At 68.8% G+C, this 15,094-nt stretch carries 11 protein-coding genes; 3 read left to right on the forward strand and 8 right to left on the reverse strand.

What is annotated here, in order from left to right:
• Window positions 1–338: 338 nt before the first annotated feature.
• A complete protein-coding gene (locus MEBOL_RS18590; protein WP_170115538.1) occupies window positions 339–1,349 on the forward strand; it encodes a hypothetical protein in 1,011 nt (336 codons plus the stop codon).
• Window positions 1,350–1,614: 265 nt separating this feature from the next.
• Window positions 1,615–2,706: a hypothetical protein gene (locus tag MEBOL_RS18595; RefSeq protein WP_095978696.1), complete on the forward strand. Its 1,092-nt coding sequence runs from the start codon at window positions 1,615–1,617 to the stop codon at window positions 2,704–2,706.
• Window positions 2,707–2,730: 24 nt separating this feature from the next.
• On the opposite strand, the gene MEBOL_RS18600 is transcribed toward MEBOL_RS18595, so the two are convergent.
• From MEBOL_RS18600 to MEBOL_RS18615, 4 genes are all read right to left on the reverse strand, one after another.
• Entirely contained in the window at window positions 2,731–4,968 is a 2,238-nt protein-coding gene (locus MEBOL_RS18600; protein ID WP_095978697.1) for a serine/threonine protein kinase, read from the reverse strand.
• Window positions 4,969–5,161: 193 nt separating this feature from the next.
• The gene (locus MEBOL_RS18605) at window positions 5,162–7,090 is read right to left on the reverse strand and encodes a serine hydrolase domain-containing protein (protein ID WP_095978698.1); all 1,929 of its coding nucleotides are present in this window, start codon (window positions 7,088–7,090) and stop codon (window positions 5,162–5,164) included.
• Window positions 7,087–8,541, reverse strand: coding sequence for a GDSL-type esterase/lipase family protein (locus MEBOL_RS18610; RefSeq protein WP_095978699.1), 1,455 nt, complete (start codon window positions 8,539–8,541; stop codon window positions 7,087–7,089). The genes MEBOL_RS18605 and MEBOL_RS18610 overlap by 4 nt, the downstream gene beginning before the upstream one ends.
• 88 nt (window positions 8,542–8,629) lie before the next feature.
• On the reverse strand, window positions 8,630–9,127 hold the full coding sequence (locus tag MEBOL_RS18615; protein WP_095978700.1) for a hypothetical protein: 498 nt from the start codon (window positions 9,125–9,127) through the stop codon (window positions 8,630–8,632).
• A 92-nt stretch (window positions 9,128–9,219) separates the two neighbouring features.
• On the opposite strand from MEBOL_RS18615, the gene MEBOL_RS18620 reads away from it, so the two are divergent.
• Window positions 9,220–10,629, forward strand: a complete 1,410-nt coding sequence (locus MEBOL_RS18620; protein ID WP_095978701.1) for a deoxyribodipyrimidine photo-lyase — start codon at window positions 9,220–9,222, stop codon at window positions 10,627–10,629.
• On the opposite strand, the gene MEBOL_RS18625 is transcribed toward MEBOL_RS18620, so the two are convergent.
• The 4 genes from MEBOL_RS18625 to MEBOL_RS18640 all read right to left on the reverse strand — a co-directional run bounded on the left by MEBOL_RS18625 (window position 10,560) and on the right by MEBOL_RS18640 (window position 14,792).
• Window positions 10,560–12,116, reverse strand: coding sequence for a phytoene desaturase family protein (locus MEBOL_RS18625; protein ID WP_095978702.1), 1,557 nt, complete (start codon window positions 12,114–12,116; stop codon window positions 10,560–10,562). The genes MEBOL_RS18620 and MEBOL_RS18625 overlap by 70 nt on opposite strands.
• Before the next feature lie 28 nt (window positions 12,117–12,144).
• Window positions 12,145–13,431, reverse strand: a complete 1,287-nt coding sequence (locus MEBOL_RS18630) for an SGNH/GDSL hydrolase family protein (protein ID WP_179956428.1) — start codon at window positions 13,429–13,431, stop codon at window positions 12,145–12,147.
• Between the two features lie 228 nt (window positions 13,432–13,659).
• Window positions 13,660–14,220 carry a hypothetical protein gene (locus MEBOL_RS18635; RefSeq protein ID WP_095978704.1) on the reverse strand — a complete coding sequence of 187 codons (561 nt, stop codon included), beginning with the start codon at window positions 14,218–14,220 and terminating at the stop codon, window positions 13,660–13,662.
• A 116-nt stretch (window positions 14,221–14,336) separates the two neighbouring features.
• Complete coding sequence (locus MEBOL_RS18640) at window positions 14,337–14,792, reverse strand: response regulator (RefSeq protein WP_095978705.1); 456 nt, start codon at window positions 14,790–14,792, stop codon at window positions 14,337–14,339.
• Between the last annotated feature and the right edge of the window lie 302 nt (window positions 14,793–15,094).

A 15,094-nucleotide genomic window follows, 5' to 3' on the forward strand; every position in this document is an offset into this window, starting at 1 on the left:
CTCCTTCCCGATGAATCCGGCGTTCCCACCCCGGCGTTCGCGAGGGTGGGCCCGCACTCCGAGCGTCCATGAATATCAGGTGGCGTTTGACTTGTCGTGAGCCCCGCCCGGTGAAAGGCCTCGTCTGTTAGAGGGGGAACCCGAGGCCCACTGCCATGGACCCACTCACGAGAGACGACGGACTATTGCCAGCGAGCGGGATTGGCCCTTTGCTGGGGGCGAACATCTCCAGTCCAACACGGGTGAATTGTCACGTGCGTGCCATGTTCCGTCAGAGCGTCCTACCCGTCATGATGCTTCTCGCCTGGATGGCGCCGCGCGCCGCGCATGCGGGGGGCGTGAACAACGCCGACATCGCCAGTTCCCTCGGAGAGATCGGCCGCCTCTATGACGAGCTCTATTACGAACGGGCTTTCGAGCAGATTCAGCGGGCGCGACAGCTCTCACGGAAAGTCAGTGACGAGGTCGTCCTGTTCCTCTTCGAGGGAATCATTTTCTATGACATGGGGAAGCTGCCTGAGTCGAGCATGGCTTTCCGGTTGGCCTTATCGCTGCGGCTCGACGCGAAGCTTCCCGTGGCACAGGTCGCTCCCAAGGTCGAGAACCACTTCGAGTCCATTCGGCAGCGCATGCGCGAGGACCAGGTTTCCACGTCCACCAACGGAGTTGCCGCGGTGGAGAGGTGCCCACCCTCTCCCGTGATGGCGCTGGGCAAGAACTTGAGAGCCCAACAGCTATGGCGGTTGGCCTCGATGGAACAGATGCTGTGCATACGAGGGGTGCTCCGAGCCAGCATGGTCAGGAAGTTATCTGATTTGCAGAGCCGGATGGCGACGGCATCCTCGAGTTATGACCGGCTGCGCATCTGTCAGGACATCGATAAACTGTCCAGCGCTCTAGCGGTTTATCCGTCTACCGCCGATTGGCTCCAGGCGAAAGCCTCCGTGGCGAGAGAGCTCTCGGTGTTGGAGCATGACGACCCGGAGGTTCCCTTGTTGGTGGATCCCTCGGAATCCGTCTCTCGTGTCTCGAGCAAGGCATCCCCGGAGCGCGTGAGCCGTACTCCGAGCGACGTCTCTCCAGGACTCGTACCCACTGCCTTGGGCAAGGACGAGCCGAGGGATGTGTTCGGGTGTCAGCTCGCGGTCGCCGCCCGGTGCGAGCGGCTGATGCGGAGCCTGCTGTTCATGCAGGAGCAATCACTCACCCTTGACTCCAAGTTCCGGGCTGTCTTCACGAGAGAACTCTTCCTCCTGGGTCGACGGATTCGGAGGGCTCGGACGCCTGCGGAGTTGGATGCGGCTAGCCGCGATATCGACGCCTGGGCACACGAATCTTCACGCCACTGAATCGTCCAGTCGCTTGGTGCCAGAGGGGCATCGCCCGAGGCGAGTCACGGCGAGTCTGAGCCGGTGAGACCGAGACCTTGAATACCTAGTGGTGTCTGGATTCGCTGTCCTACCAGCCAGGTGGCACAAGCCAGACGTTCAGGCCAGGATGACTGGTTCGCCTCATGGAAATCGTGCCGTCCTGTAAATGACCATTTACCCACGAAGCGGATTCGGTCATTTACTGAGCGTGAAGAGAACCACCGCTCCGAAGATGAGTCATCGCATGCGCGCCATGTTCCACAAGAGAATCCTCCCCGTCATCTTGCTGCTCGTATGGGCGTCGGCTCCCACCGCTCAGGCGGATGGGCGGGCCACTGTTGACGTCTCCAACTTCATCGGAGCCATCAGCCGGCTCTATGGACAGCTCGAGTACGAGGAGGCCTTCGCCCAGATTGAACTCGCGCGGCAACGGCCCCTGGCGACGCGCGACGTCATCACCTTGTACCTCTACGAGGGCATCCTGTTGTTTGAAATGGGGAGGCTGACCGATGCCGGTGATGCCTTTCAGATGGCCTTGATGCTGAATACCGATGCGAAACTGCCCGAGCGGGTCGCTCCCAAGGTCGAGGCGCATCTCGAATCCATCCGGAAGCTGGTCAAACAAGATCTGGAGTCATCTGCCCAGGTGGCCTCGGCTCTGGTGGAGGAGGACGGAAAAGACTATGCCCAGCTCCTCGCTCCACTCCCCCAGCGGGCCGCGCCCAAGGAGGTCGTGGATACGTCCTCATGTTCTTCCTCGCCCGTGAATGCGCTGGGCAGGACCCTGAAAGCCCAGCAGTTGTGGCGGATCGCCACGATGGAGCAGATGCTGTGCGCGCGCGGCAGGCTTCGCGGTTCCATTGTCAGCATCCTGTCGGACCTGCACCAGCGAATGATGTTGGCGGATTCGAGCTACAAACGACTGCTCATCAGCCAGGAGATCAGCAAGGCCTCCCGCGAGTTCTCCGTCTATCCGGAAGAGGCCGCGTGGAGCACGGCGAAGGCCTTGTTGCCGCGGGCCGCGTCGGAGATCGATCCGGATGATATGGAAATTCCCATGCCCGTTCCCCCGGAGGGAGCCGAGGCGGAGTCGATTCCCGATGACGAGCCGCGGGATTTGTTTGGCTGTCAGGTCGTGGTCGCCGCCGAGTGTGAGCGGCTCATGCGGCGCATGCTTCTTCTCCAGGAGCAATCCGCCGCGATGAGTCCTTCGAGCCGTCAGAGCGCCTCCAGGGAGCTCTTCCGCTTGGGCCGGAGGATCCGGGACGCCGATTCCCGTGAGGCGTTGGTGGATGCCTCGCGCGCGATCGACTTCTGGTCGCGGAAGTGGCGTTGACGCCGCGTTCGGCGAGCCGTTGCCTCAATCCTCGAACAGGTTCTCCTTGAGCTGGAAGGTCTGGCCCACCTTGATGTCGACCTCGCGCGTCAACGTCTTGGACAGATCCGTGTTGACGAGCTTCACGACATGGCGCCCCACGGGCAGTTCCTGGGGGGCCATGGGGGTATCGCCCAGCCTCCGTCCGTCCACGAAGACGGTGGCGTAGGGCCGGATGCGCAGCTCCAGCGTCCCCTTGAGGACGTACTTGGGCGGCGGCGCGGTGCGCTTGGGTTTGGCGGGCGCCTGCTGCTGTTGCCGCGGAGAGTTCGGCTTCTCCTGCTCCACCGGTTCGGGCTCGGGTGCCTCGACGGCGGGCGCGGCGGCGACCTCGGTTCCCGCGTCCTGCTCGTCCTTCTTCTCGGTCTTCTCCGCGTCCGGGGCCGGGACCAGGGCCATCTCCTGGGCGGCTTCTTCCGGCCGCGCCGATGGACCCGCGTCGGGAGACGGCGTGGCCGTATCGGGCGCGGGATTGGAGACGGCGGGGACCGGGGCGGGCGGGGTGGGCTTCTCCGCCACCGCCATCGCGGGAGGACTCCCGGCCGTGCCGCGGGGAGGCGCCGGAACCTCCGGTTGGGAGTTCAGCTTCCAGTACACCGCCCCGCCACTCAGCAGGAGCAGCGAGCTCCCCAGCAGCGAGGGCCACCGCTTCGTGGGCCGGGGTTTCGCCGCCGCCGACATGACGGGGCGCCGCGCGATGGGCGCACTCGCGGAGGGACCGGGGGGCGCGGGCAAGACCGTGGGCGTGCTCACGGTGGGCCGTTGCTCCTCGGGCTCTACGTAGCGAGTGGGGGCCGACGCGGCGGGTGGGGCGGGGGAGACGGCCGGCATCAGCGTCAATGGGGGCGGCGTCGGTCTGGGCCCAGGTCGCGGAGGGGGCGTGACCCTCATCTGGGTGGTCTGAAGGGCGGGCGGCGGAGGCTCGGGCGCGACGGGCGGGGGCGTGAGCCGCATCTGGGCGGTCGGAACGGAGGCCGCGGGGGTGCTGGGACGGGAGGGCGGCGCGGGCCGCGTCGGCGGTGTCGAAGCCGAGGACGGTAGGGACGCGAGCACCTGGTACGGAGGCGTGACGAGGGTTCTGGGCTCTTCGTCCCTGGCGGGGAGTGGGCTGCGCAGATTCGCCGTCAGCACCTCGTTCGTGGTCGAGGAGGCGCTGCGCTTCTTGGTGAGAAAGGGAGGCTCGACGGGCGGCGGCGTCGCGGGAGGGGGCGTCGAGATCGTGGCGATCGTCGGCAGGGGAGTGGTCCGCAGCTCGGGGAACTCCGTGTTCGGAGCGCCCGGGCCGCGGAGCGCGGGAAGCTCCGTGCTCGACGTGGTCTGGTTGATGAATTGCGCCACCAACTGCGTCGTCACGGGCTTGCCGACCGAGACGATGTACTCCTCGAGCTCCGCCTGGAAGGCATGGCAGTCCGGGTAGCGCTGCGAGACGTCCTTGGCGAGCGCCTTGTCGAGGATGCGCAGAAGCGATTCGGGGAGATCCGGGCGGATGCTGGCCGCGGGGACGGGTGACTCGAAGAGGATGGCCTGCATCAGCCCGGCGTCCGAGTCCGAGCTGTACGGCCGCTGGCCCGTGAGCAACTCGTAGAGCACCACGCCGAGCGCGTACACGTCCACGCGCCGATCCATGTCCCGCGCCCGGAGCTGTTCCGGCGGCATGTACGCGAGCTTGCCCTTGATGACGCCGCTCTGGGTCCTGTGGCCCTGACTCGCGGCCTTGGCGATGCCGAAGTCCACGACCTTCACCGCGCCCTGCCGGGACAGCAGGATGTTGTCCGGGCTGATGTCGCGGTGGATGAGGCCCTCGCGCTCGCCGGTGTCGGGGTCCACGAAGTCGTGGGCGAAGGCCAGCCCCTCACAGGAATGCGAGACGAGCCGCGCGCACAAGGTGGGCGGCAAGGACGTGCCCTGGGCCTGCGCGCGTTTGATGAGGGTGCGCAGGCTGGGACCGTCGACGTACTCCATGGCCAGGAAGTAGGCGCCCTCGGACTCGCCGAAGTCGAAGATCTGCACGATGTGCGGATGCGTCAGGCGCGCGGCGAGCTTGGCCTCGGACAGGAACATCTGGACGAAGGTGGGCTCCTCGGCCAGGTGGGGCAGGATGCGCTTGAGGACCAGGGTCTTCTCGAAGCCCATGGGGCCCGCGGCCTTGGCGAGGAACACCTCGGCCATGCCGCCGGTGGCGAGCTTGCGAACCAACTGGTACTTGCCCACCTGCTGCGTCACGAGCCGACCCTCTTCTCGACGAACCCGGAGGTCCCTCCTTGGCACCCGCGGGGATGTACCCTCTCGCGCGGCGGACCCATGAATATCAGGTAGTGGTTGACTTGTCGTGATCCTGGACGGACCGCGAGCGTGTCAGGAGAAGACGGAAACGCATGGAAGCCGCGTGCTCCGGCACGATCCGGAGAGCGGGGTTTCATGGGAATTCGGCCGCCGGGCGTTGGCGGCGGAGGAGCCCGGCGTTGTCGGGCACGGGGCTTTCGGCACGCGGGAGGGGGGAGGCGGAACCGCCCGGCACCTGGCCCGAGGGGGCACGCGCCCGGGCGAGGGCGATGCGCGCCTCCTCCGAGCGCGGGTGCAGGGCCACGGCGCGCTCGAGCCATCGCCGCTGCTCCTCGAAGCGGCCGAGCGAGGCCTGCGATGATGCCACGCGCAGCATTTCCTCCACGTAGTCCGGGTGGGGGAACACGCCCGTGCTCGCTGCCTCCATCGCGGGCCAGAGGGATTCGGGGCGTGTGGCTTCATTCAACCGGGTGCGCACGAGTCCTGGCACCTGGGCACGCCGCCAGTTCTCGTTGAAGCGCAGCGCGTCCTGGCGCAGGGCCTGGTTGAAGCGCAGGGGGGCGGGGCATTCCTCCTGCTCGCACGCGGCGAGGTAGTCCGTGAAGAAGGCCAGCGGGCCGCGCCGGGGGTATTCGCCGAGTTTGTCCCGGCCATGCACGCGCTCGAGCGTGCGCGCCATCTCCATTCCCACGCGGATGAACAACGCGCCCTCGCGGGGCTGGTGGGCGGTGCGGATGCGCTCGAGGGTGGCTGGAAGCTCCGGGGCGATGCGGGCGCGATCGAGCAGCTCGGTCACCTGGGTGAAGGCATGGATCAGATCTCCCGGTTTGGGGACGTCTCCGGGGGCGGCGTGATAGGCGAGCCCGTAGGTGAAGAGCCGGGCGATGCCCTCGTGCACCGTGGCGTCCATGGGATCCGAGAACGCGGCGTCCCGGCGCACATGACCGTCCTCGCGCAGCGTCTCGATGATGCGGTTGGACAGGCGCCTCAGGCGTTTGGCGTCTCCCTCCAGGTTGGTGGCCAGTGCGAGGACGATGTCCTCGGCGGGCAACAGGAGGAGCAGGGTGGTCGTCTCGGGCTGGCCTCCGGCATGGGCCACCACGTAGTGGCCGCGCAGGGGGTAGGTGGCGAAGCCCATGCCGTAGTCGGTGAGCAGGCCGTCCCGGGTGCGCATGGGCGTCTGCATCATCCGCGCGGTGTCCCGGGTCACCAGGCGGTCGTGGAGCATGGCCTGTCCGAAGGCGAGCAGATCCTCCACGGAGGCGCGCACGCCGCCGCCGGCGAAGCGGCTGGAGACGTCGAGGTAGTGCGAGGGGACGAGCCGTCCCTGGTGGGACAGGCGGTAGCCCACGGCCTGGTGTGTGTCGCGCGTGCGGTAGTCGTCCAGGGCGGCGGTGCTCATCCCCGTGGGCCCGAAGACGTGCGTGCGCAGGTAATCGCCGAAGCCCTGGCCCGAGGCGCTCTCCACGGCGGCGCCCAGCAGGTTGTAGCCCCAGGTGCTGTAGACGAATTGGGTGCCGGGCTCGGCCACGAGCGGCTTGTGGGCGAAGAGGGCGAGCGCGCCCGCGGTGTCCAGGCGGCGGATGTTCTCCGCGGCCTCGGGCCCGTCATAGTGGGGCACGCCGCCCAGGTGACCGAGCAGCTGGCGCACGGTGACGGGCCAGGGCTGGGCGGGGAAGGCGGGCACGAGCGTGTGCACGTCCGTGTCCAGGCTCAGGCGCCCCTGCTGCACGAGCTGGAGCACGGCCACGGCGGTGAAGGACTTGGTGATGGACGCCATGCGGTACGTCGTGCGGGGCGTGGCGGGCTTGCGGCGCGCCACATCCCTCATCCCATAGCCGCGGACCCAGCGCTGGGCTCCGTGCATCACCCCCACCGAGAGCCCCGCATGGGGCCTCCGGGCGAGCTCGGCCCGCACGTGCCCATCCAACGCGCTCTGGATGTCCTCGGGCAGGGACGGCGCTTCGATGGGAATGGGGGTGAGCGGGGGCTCGGGGGGCGTGGGGGCCGGGAGGACCGGCGTGCCCCCCAGCAGCAGCGCGGAGAGCAGCAGCGCCTTCATGGCACGGCCTCGGTCGTCGAGACCTGTCCCTCTTCCACCCAGGCGCTCAGGAGCGCGTCGGTGATGAGCTGTCCGAGCAGGTCCAACCCCTGGCCGCGCGGATGGACGAGGTCGTCATGGACGAGTCCGGCCTCGATGAATCGCGCGAGCGAGCCCTCGCCTCCCATGGCGGAGAAGATGTCGAAGAAGGCGCAGCCCTCGGCCAGGGCGATTTTGCGCTCCACGGTGATGACCTCGTCGAGGTAGGGCCGCTGCACGAGCCGCTGGGGTCCGGTGCCGCCGCGCACCGCGTCGATGGGGCCCACCACCAGACACGCCGAGCCAGGCGCGGCGGCGCGCGCGCGGCGCACGAAGTCGCGCAGTCCTTCCTCCACCTCCTCCAGGTTGGAGCGGCCCCATTCCAGGCGCTTGGCCTCGTTGCCACCGAGGATGAAGAGCATCAGCCGGGGCGAGCGCTCCGCGAGCTGGGCGCGGAAGAGGTCCTCGTTCGAGCGCAGGAAGAGATTGGCGTCCGAGGAGGGCACCCCCAGGGTGTCCAGCACGATTCCGGGGCGTGACCGCTGCAACACCACGCCGAGCACCACGGCGCCCTTGCCGTCCGCCACCACGTCCAGGGTGCGCGCGCCCGCGGGAATGTCGAAGGCGAGGGACCTGGCCTGGCCGTCGCCCTGGGGCTCGGTGGTGGCGAGGACCTGTCCCTGGGAGTGCACGGACAACTGGCCGCCCTCGGGCGCGTCGAGCCACCAGAGGGTGCCCCGGGGCTCTCCCTCCAGGGTGAAGCGGCTGCGGGCCCTGGCGCTGACGGACTGGTGGTACACGCCGCTGATGCCGAAGGGCAGGGGCGCGAGCTGCAGCTCGCCCAGGGTGCGCGGCTCCCATTCGCCCTGCGCGAAGCCCGCGCGCGCGCGCGGTCCATAGGGCGCGAGCCGGTCCACGAGCAGCACGCCCCGGCCCGAGTCACCGAAGGCGCCGCTCAGCTCCTCGCGCACCACGTCGACGATGCGATCCCCCGCGATCAACGAGTTGCCGAACGCGGAGATGACGGTGGGGGCGGTGGCCGTTCCGGAGGTGAGGGCGTCGAGCGAGTCGAAGAAGGGACCGAGCGCGGTCCGGGCGCAGCGCTCCTCCGAGGGGGTGACGCAGGGGTTCTCCATCCCGGGAGTGAGCGTGCCCAGCTTCTCGCCGAGCTGGTGCAGCCGCAGCGCGCGGGGCGAGGGCGCGGGCCGGGTACGGCGGATGGGGGCCGGGGGAGGAGGTGCCTTGGGGGGGGGCGCCCGGGCGAGCAGGACGGGCGGGCTCCTCGGAGCGGGAGTCCGAGCGGTCCGCTTGGCACGGGGGCGGCGATGGGAGCTGGGCTCGGGCGGGGGACGCGACAGCCCCCACGTGAGCACACCGAGCAGCGGCAGGAGGAGAAAGCCCGTCCACCGCCGGGCACGAGAAGCATCGAACATGCGGGGCGAAGTCTAGACGCAAACCTCCTGGTGACCCAGGAACCGGCCGGAGCACTTCACCGGCCCGAGCCGCCCGCTCGCTCGCTCGTCAGGGAAGGGACTTGATGGCGCGGCGCGGCTTGCTCGGCGCCTCGGGCTCGGGCGTGTCGGCGCGGCGCAGGACCTCGCCCTCCACCACGGTGACGCCGTCGGGGGAGACGGGGGGGCCGAGGGTGGCCACGAGCTTGCGGTGGGCTTCCTCCAGACGCCGGTGCAGGGTGGAGAAGGTCTGCTGGGCGGTGCTGGGCATGTCCTCGGTATAGGTGAAGTACCAGCGCATCGTGTCCAGACACTCGTAGAAGTGGTCCACGATCGACTGCTCGCGCGCGGGCAGGTGCATGAGTTCGTGGAAGGTGGCGCTGGTGTAGCGCGTGGCGAGCGTCTCGAGCATGGGGGCACGGCTGCGCAGGCGCGAGAAGAGGACGAACATCTCGCCGCGACGCGCCTCCAGGCGGCGCATGAGATGCGCGGCGTCCAGTGCGATCAGGTTGCGCACGCGCAGGGTGGTCTCATCGGTGGGCGGGGGAGCCTGTTTGCGGCGAGCCATGGGCCCTGAGTCTACCCATTGAGTTTTGAGACGTGCACATTCCCGGCGTCCGCCGTCAGGCGGCACGGGGGCTGTGGTAACGGAGCCAGCTCATGGCGAACAGGCGCATCGAGGACAGCCGCATCCAGCAACTCAGCACCCGGGAGGCCAAGGGCGGCGACTATGTCCTCTATTGGATGCAGCAGAGCGCTCGGGCCGAGCACAACCCGGCCCTGGAGTACGCCGTGCAACGCGCCAACGCGGCGAAGCTGCCGCTGCTCGTGGGCTTCGGGCTCATGGACGACTATCCGGGCGCCAACGTGCGTCACTACCGCTTCCTGCTGGAGGGACTGCGGGACACCGCCCGGGCCCTCGCGCGAAGGAGGATTCCCTTCGTCGTCCAGCGCGGCGGTCCAGAGGCCGTGGCGCTCAAGCTCGCGCGGCGCGCGGCGCTCGTGGTGTGCGACCGGGGCTACCTGCGCCACCAGAAACAGTGGCGCCAGACGCTCGCCGCCGAGGCCCGCTGTCCCGTGTTCCAGGTGGAGGGAGACGTGGTGGTGCCCGTGGACTCGGTCTCGGGCAAGGCCGAGTACGCCGCTCGCACCTTGCGGCCGAAGATCCACCGTCTGTGGAACGCATACCTGACGCCCCTCTCACCCACGCCGCTCAAGACGAACGCCTCGCACCTGGAGGTGAAAGGCGTTTCGCTGGATGACCTCGACGCGTTGCTCGGCCGGATGAAGCTGGAGCGCGGCGTGCCTCCGGTCCACCACCGTTTCCAGGGAGGCACGCGCCGGGCGAACCAGCTCCTGCGCGCCTTCCTCACCCGGCATCTGCCCGAATACAAGGAGAGTCGGCCTCATCCCGAGACGGACCATGTCTCGCACATGAGCAAGTACCTGCACTTCGGACAGGTGAGCCCGGTGACGGTGGCGCTCGCCGCGCGGGCGGCCCGGGCGGCGGACTCCCAGCGCGAGAGCTTCCTCGAGGAACTCATCGTCCGGCGCGAGCTGGCGCAGAACTTCTGCGAGTACACGCCCCACTACGACGACTACTCCTGTCTGCCCCGGTGGGCCCGTGACACGTTGCACCAGCACCGCGGGGATGAGCGGCACCACCAGTACTCCTATGTCCAGCTCGAGGCGGCGCGGACGCACGATCCCTACTGGAACGCCGCCATGCGGGAGATGCGCTACACGGGCTACATGCACAACGCCATGCGCATGTACTGGGGCAAGAAGATCCTGGAGTGGAGCAGCACTCCGGAGCACGGCTACCGCACCGCCTTGACGCTCAACAACACGTACTTCCTGGATGGGCGCGACGCGAATTCCTTCGCCAACGTGGGCTGGGTGTTTGGTCTGCACGACCGGCCCTGGGGCCAGCGGGAAATCTTCGGCACTGTGCGCTACATGTCCTCGGGTGGACTGGAGCGGAAGGCGGACATGGACGCCTATCTCCAGAAAGTGGATGCACTCGTGGCCGAGGCGAAAGCGGCCGGAGTCCGCTTCGCGGGTGATTGACGCGGCGCGACGCGGGCGGCGGTGCGCACGCCCCCGAGCGCGGTGGCTAGGGTGCTCTGTCCGGGGAAGACCGAGTCGCCCACGAGCCACAGCCCCTCCAGCACGGGCCGGGGGCTCATCGAGACATAGTGGTGCAACCCCGCGCGGCGGGGCACCCCGCCCACCGCGCCTCCGTCGCGTCCCGTGAAGCGCTCGAAGGTGCGGGGCGAGCCCGTCATCTCGTGCCGCACATCCCTCATCCACTCGGGGGCGAGGTGCTCCAGTCCCTCGCGCATCCGCTGCTGTAGCCGAGAGACGAGCCGTGCCCGCTCCTCGGGAGACGCGTCCCGGAGGGCTCGCAGCGGCACGTGCGTGGACACCGTCACGGTGCGCTGGCCCGGGGGCGCGCGGCCCATGTCGGCCTCGCCGCTGAAGGACGCGAAGAGGTGATTGCCCTCGATGAAGGGCGCGTGCGGCTCCTGGATCAGCTCCAGGTGATGGGCGTGGGGCGAGGCACCCTCGGGGGCGCCCACGACGAGGTAGAGCATCACGGCTCCCCACCCCTCGGCCACCTTCCCCGCGAGCGAGCGGACCCGGTGGGGAAGCTGCTTGCTGGCGGTGGGGCTCAACAGCCTAGCGAGGCCCTGGGGCAGTACGTTGGCCACCACGTGGCGCGTGAGCAGTTCTCCCCGGCGCGACTCCACCCGCCAGCCGCCGGACGTGGGCGTGAGGGACTTCACCCGGTTGGCGAGGAGCACGTCGCCTCCTTCGGCGGTGACGGCTCCGGCGAGCGCCCGGGCGAGCTGGCCGATGCCGCCGCGCACGTGGCCGGTGCCTCGCCAGTAATAGTCCATGGCCGCGAGCGCGAAGGGCGCTTCCGCCTCGGCGGCGGCGCACTGCACGGTGATTTGACAGAGCGCGTCCAGGTAGGTGCGCAGGGGCGTGAAGCCGAGCAGGCCCAGGTGCTCGAGCACGGCGCCGAGCGGCCGGCCCATCCAGCGTGCCAGGGGCAGGTAGCTCCCGGCGCGCGAGGCGTGGTGGAGCAGGGCCCGGACGTCGAGCGGAGGCAGCAGGGTGGGATCATCGAAGAGGGGCCACAGGGCATCGGCCACCCGGCGTTGCAGGGCGAAGAAGTCCCCGAGGGCGCGTGCCGGCGCGCCGGGAAAGGCCCGGAGTTGGTCCAGCAGGCGATCGCGATCGTGATACACGACGAGCCGCATGCCGGGCGTGCGCAGCTCCACGAGTGGATCCACCCAGTCCACCGTCACGTCGAGCCCGAGTTCGCGGACCCATCGGCCGAAGAGTTGCCCGTCGGCGAGTCCGGAGAAGAGGGTGGCACCGGACTCGAAGGCGTGGCCGTGGCGGTGGAAGGTGCTGGCGCAGCCCCCGGGGTAGTTGAGGGTTTCGCAGAGCGCCACGCGGGCACCGCGCCGGGTGAGTTCGAGCGCGGCGCCAAGGCCGCCGAAGCCCGCGCCCACCACCACCGCGTCGTACCAGGGGCCCGTCATGGAGTCGCGGGGGGCCCGTGGGGCTTCATCAAGGCTGGGTCTCGGCTTCGGCTTCGGTGTCGGGCTCCGCCTCGGGAGCGGGCAGGGGTTGCACGCCCGACTCGGCCAGCACGCCCGCGCCGCGCAGCACGCGCACGACCTCGGTGGCCATCACCTGGTGGCCCCGGGCGCTCGGGTGGATGCCATCCACTTCCAGCCCGTCGATGAACAGGTGCACGTTGCCGGGCTGGCGCGTCACCGCCTCCAGGTCGATGAGGTTGGCGGCGTAGGTGGAGCGCACCCAGGCATTGAATGCCAGCCGATCGCGCTTCACCACCTCGTAGTCCCCGTGGTTCGACTTCTCCTTGGGCAGGAGGGTGCTCACCCAGGGGCGGCAGCGGGGCTTGAGCCGGTCCACGAGCAGGCCCATGCGGGTCTTCAGCCCCTCGATGTCCAGGGATGACAAGTCATTGGTGCCCAGCAGGATGAGACAATCCGTGACGCCCTTGAGCGAAAGCACTTCCTGATCCAGGTTCTGCAATTCGTCGTAGAAGCCCTGGCCGGAGACGCCCGCGTTGACGATGGGCACGCCGAGCTGGGCCTCGGCCACCGAGGGCCATGCCTTGCGCGTGTCGTCATGGTCGGTGATGTAGCCCTCGGTGATGCTGTCGCCAATCGCGACGAAGGCGCGGGCCGGAGGGCCCTCGACGTCGATCGTGGCCAGACCGATGCCCTTCGCCCAGGCCGAACCGCCCAGCGCGCCCGGGGTGCTCGCGTACGAGCCCGCGCGCACGTAGCTGCCGGGCAGGGTCTCGATGGCGCTCACCGCCAGGGCGCCCTGCACCTCGAAGGACACGGCGAGCTCGTCCCGGAAGCGCACGGTGAAGGGGATGGGATCGGATTCCACGCGCTGGCGCGCCCCCGCGGAGAAGCCCTGCGAGCCGGAGAACGTCACGGTCACCGGCGTGGACGCGAGCGAGCCATTGGCCCCCGCCTTCGCCACCGTCGCCTTGCTGAGGGTCATGCCGCCGTCACCCGAGCGGAAGGCGAGCCGGAGGCGCGTCCCCGCGCGGCCCACGGGCACGCGCAGGCGGTACGTCACGGCGCTGGTGCTCTGGGACCAGCGCAGGGCCTCGTGAAAGCCCGGTTGGAAGAGGGGGGCCAGGGGCCTCGGCGGCGTGCCCTGCTCATCCGGACGCACGGGGGTCACGGTGATGCCGTCCGGCAGGGGCTGGGTGTGCCCATCCGAGGGATTCCCAGGAGCGGGCGTCGTGGCCTCGGGGGTCTCCGGAAGGACCTCCTGGGGACCTCCCTCCGCGGGCCCGCATCCGGCCATGAGGAGCGCCCACACTCCTACCAGCCCCCACCCCCGTCTGCTTCCGCCCATGACGCCCCTCCAAGATGATCGCGCCATCAGGGTGTGCATCGTCGAGGGTGATGGGGAGGTGTTCTCCCGTCGTATTCGGGACGCGGGAAGCCGGAAAACGGGAAGGCCCCCCTTCGCGGGCGAAGGGAGGCCAGGACCCCGGTGGGCGAAACGCCCGCCTGGGGATGGATCACCCGCTCACGGGAGGAAGCGGGCGAAGATGTTCCACCGGACACTCTTCTGGGCGGTGTTGTCCAGCCACGTGGACACGCCGATGAGGCCCGCCATGGAGATGATGCTGAAGAGACCCAGGCCGTTGACGAGCGAGGTGGCGCGCTTGACGTCCTGGGGCGCCTCGGGCGCGGCCTTGAAGCCCGAGTCCATGGGGACGCCGTCCTTCATGGAGCGTTTGGCGAGGAATCCGCCGGTGAACACGTTGACGAGGCCGCTCACGAGCGTGGCGCCCAGCAAGATGTCCTTGGCGATGACGAGCTTGTGCGCGTCGGCGGAGATGGCGCGGCCGTTGATGCGCGAGCGGCCGATGAGCCAGGTGATGGCGGTGGTGCCCAGGCCGAGCAGGTTGATGATGTTGTAGCCATTCCAGGCGGCGTTGACGAGTTTGGCACGCTCCTGTTTGTCGGCGATGAGCTTGACGGACGGATTGAGCGCCGCCTGTCCAAACAGCGAGCCTCCGAAACCAACGGCGAGACCGAGGTTGTGAAGAACGTAAGCGCTAGTCGTGAGAGCCGGTGCGGCCATGAAGTACCCCTCCGAGAGGTGTTGTGGTGTGGGGTGAAGCTACACACGCCGCGCGGAGCGGCAGGGGACCCAGGTTGCTCGCCTGGTGGGAGAGCCAGCGGGGGGCACGGGCGCCCTCAATGCAGCAGCCCACAGGCGCGACTCTGCTTCCACAGCGTGTCCCGGGAGGTCGCGGACAGCTCCTTCACGGAGGGGCCCGAGGGAGGACCTTGTGGATTTTCACTCGAGTCCGTGAGGGCTTGATTGACGACCTCCTCGAAGCGGGAGAGCGTCGAACATTTGGAGAGGAACGCGGTGACGCCCGGAGCGTGAGGGTCCTGCTCGGCGCTGTGCATGATGATGGGAATGCCGCTCAGCTCCGCGTCTTGGATGAGCTGCTGGCACAGCTCCACGCCACTCATGCGCGGCATCTGCCAGTCGGTCACGACGAGATCGGGCCTGCGCACGTGGGCGAGCTTCAGTGCCTCGTGTCCATCGTGGGCCTGTACGACCCGGTGGTCCATCAGCTCGAGGATCTCGGTGTAGAGATCGAGGAACTCGGGTTCGTCATCGACAAGCAAAATCGTGCTCATGGCCGCACCGGCTCCTTTCCCTGGGACAAGACCGATCCTGTCGCCAGGAGCAGGCTCCGCGGTGATGCCCCACCTCCTCGGGAGCCTTCCGCTCACTGGGTGACATGTATGATTTGGTACGCATGGCGTGGGATGACCACTGGTTTCCAGGAGGAGCCTGCCTGCTCCGTTGGAGGAGGCGGAAGGAGCGGGGGGCCCCGGCCTCTCCCTCTAGCGCGGGCCTGTACGGGGGTGCTGGGCGGCTTGGCGCTCAGGGGCTCAAGGGCGGCTTGGAGGGCGAGGGGGCCGACGAGCCGTTCATG

This window comes from Melittangium boletus DSM 14713 (assembly GCF_002305855.1).
In the GTDB taxonomy this organism is placed as follows: domain Bacteria; phylum Myxococcota; class Myxococcia; order Myxococcales; family Myxococcaceae; genus Cystobacter; species Cystobacter boletus.

What these genes read in the sequence shown, in the direction of transcription:
- MEBOL_RS18595 (WP_095978696.1), top strand. Translation starts at nt 1,615, where the DNA reads ATGCGCGCCATGTTCCACAAGAGAATCCTCCCCGTCATCTTGCTGCTC.
- MEBOL_RS18605 (WP_095978698.1), bottom strand. Translation starts at nt 7,090, where the DNA reads ATGAAGGCGCTGCTGCTCTCCGCGCTGCTGCTGGGGGGCACGCCGGTC.
- MEBOL_RS18610 (WP_095978699.1), bottom strand. Translation starts at nt 8,541, where the DNA reads ATGTTCGATGCTTCTCGTGCCCGGCGGTGGACGGGCTTTCTCCTCCTG.
- MEBOL_RS18615 (WP_095978700.1), bottom strand. Translation starts at nt 9,127, where the DNA reads ATGGCTCGCCGCAAACAGGCTCCCCCGCCCACCGATGAGACCACCCTG.
- MEBOL_RS18620 (WP_095978701.1), top strand. Translation starts at nt 9,220, where the DNA reads ATGGCGAACAGGCGCATCGAGGACAGCCGCATCCAGCAACTCAGCACC.
- MEBOL_RS18625 (WP_095978702.1), bottom strand. Translation starts at nt 12,116, where the DNA reads ATGACGGGCCCCTGGTACGACGCGGTGGTGGTGGGCGCGGGCTTCGGC.
- MEBOL_RS18630 (WP_179956428.1), bottom strand. Translation starts at nt 13,431, where the DNA reads ATGGCCGGATGCGGGCCCGCGGAGGGAGGTCCCCAGGAGGTCCTTCCG.
- MEBOL_RS18635 (WP_095978704.1), bottom strand. Translation starts at nt 14,220, where the DNA reads ATGGCCGCACCGGCTCTCACGACTAGCGCTTACGTTCTTCACAACCTC.
- MEBOL_RS18640 (WP_095978705.1), bottom strand. Translation starts at nt 14,792, where the DNA reads ATGAGCACGATTTTGCTTGTCGATGACGAACCCGAGTTCCTCGATCTC.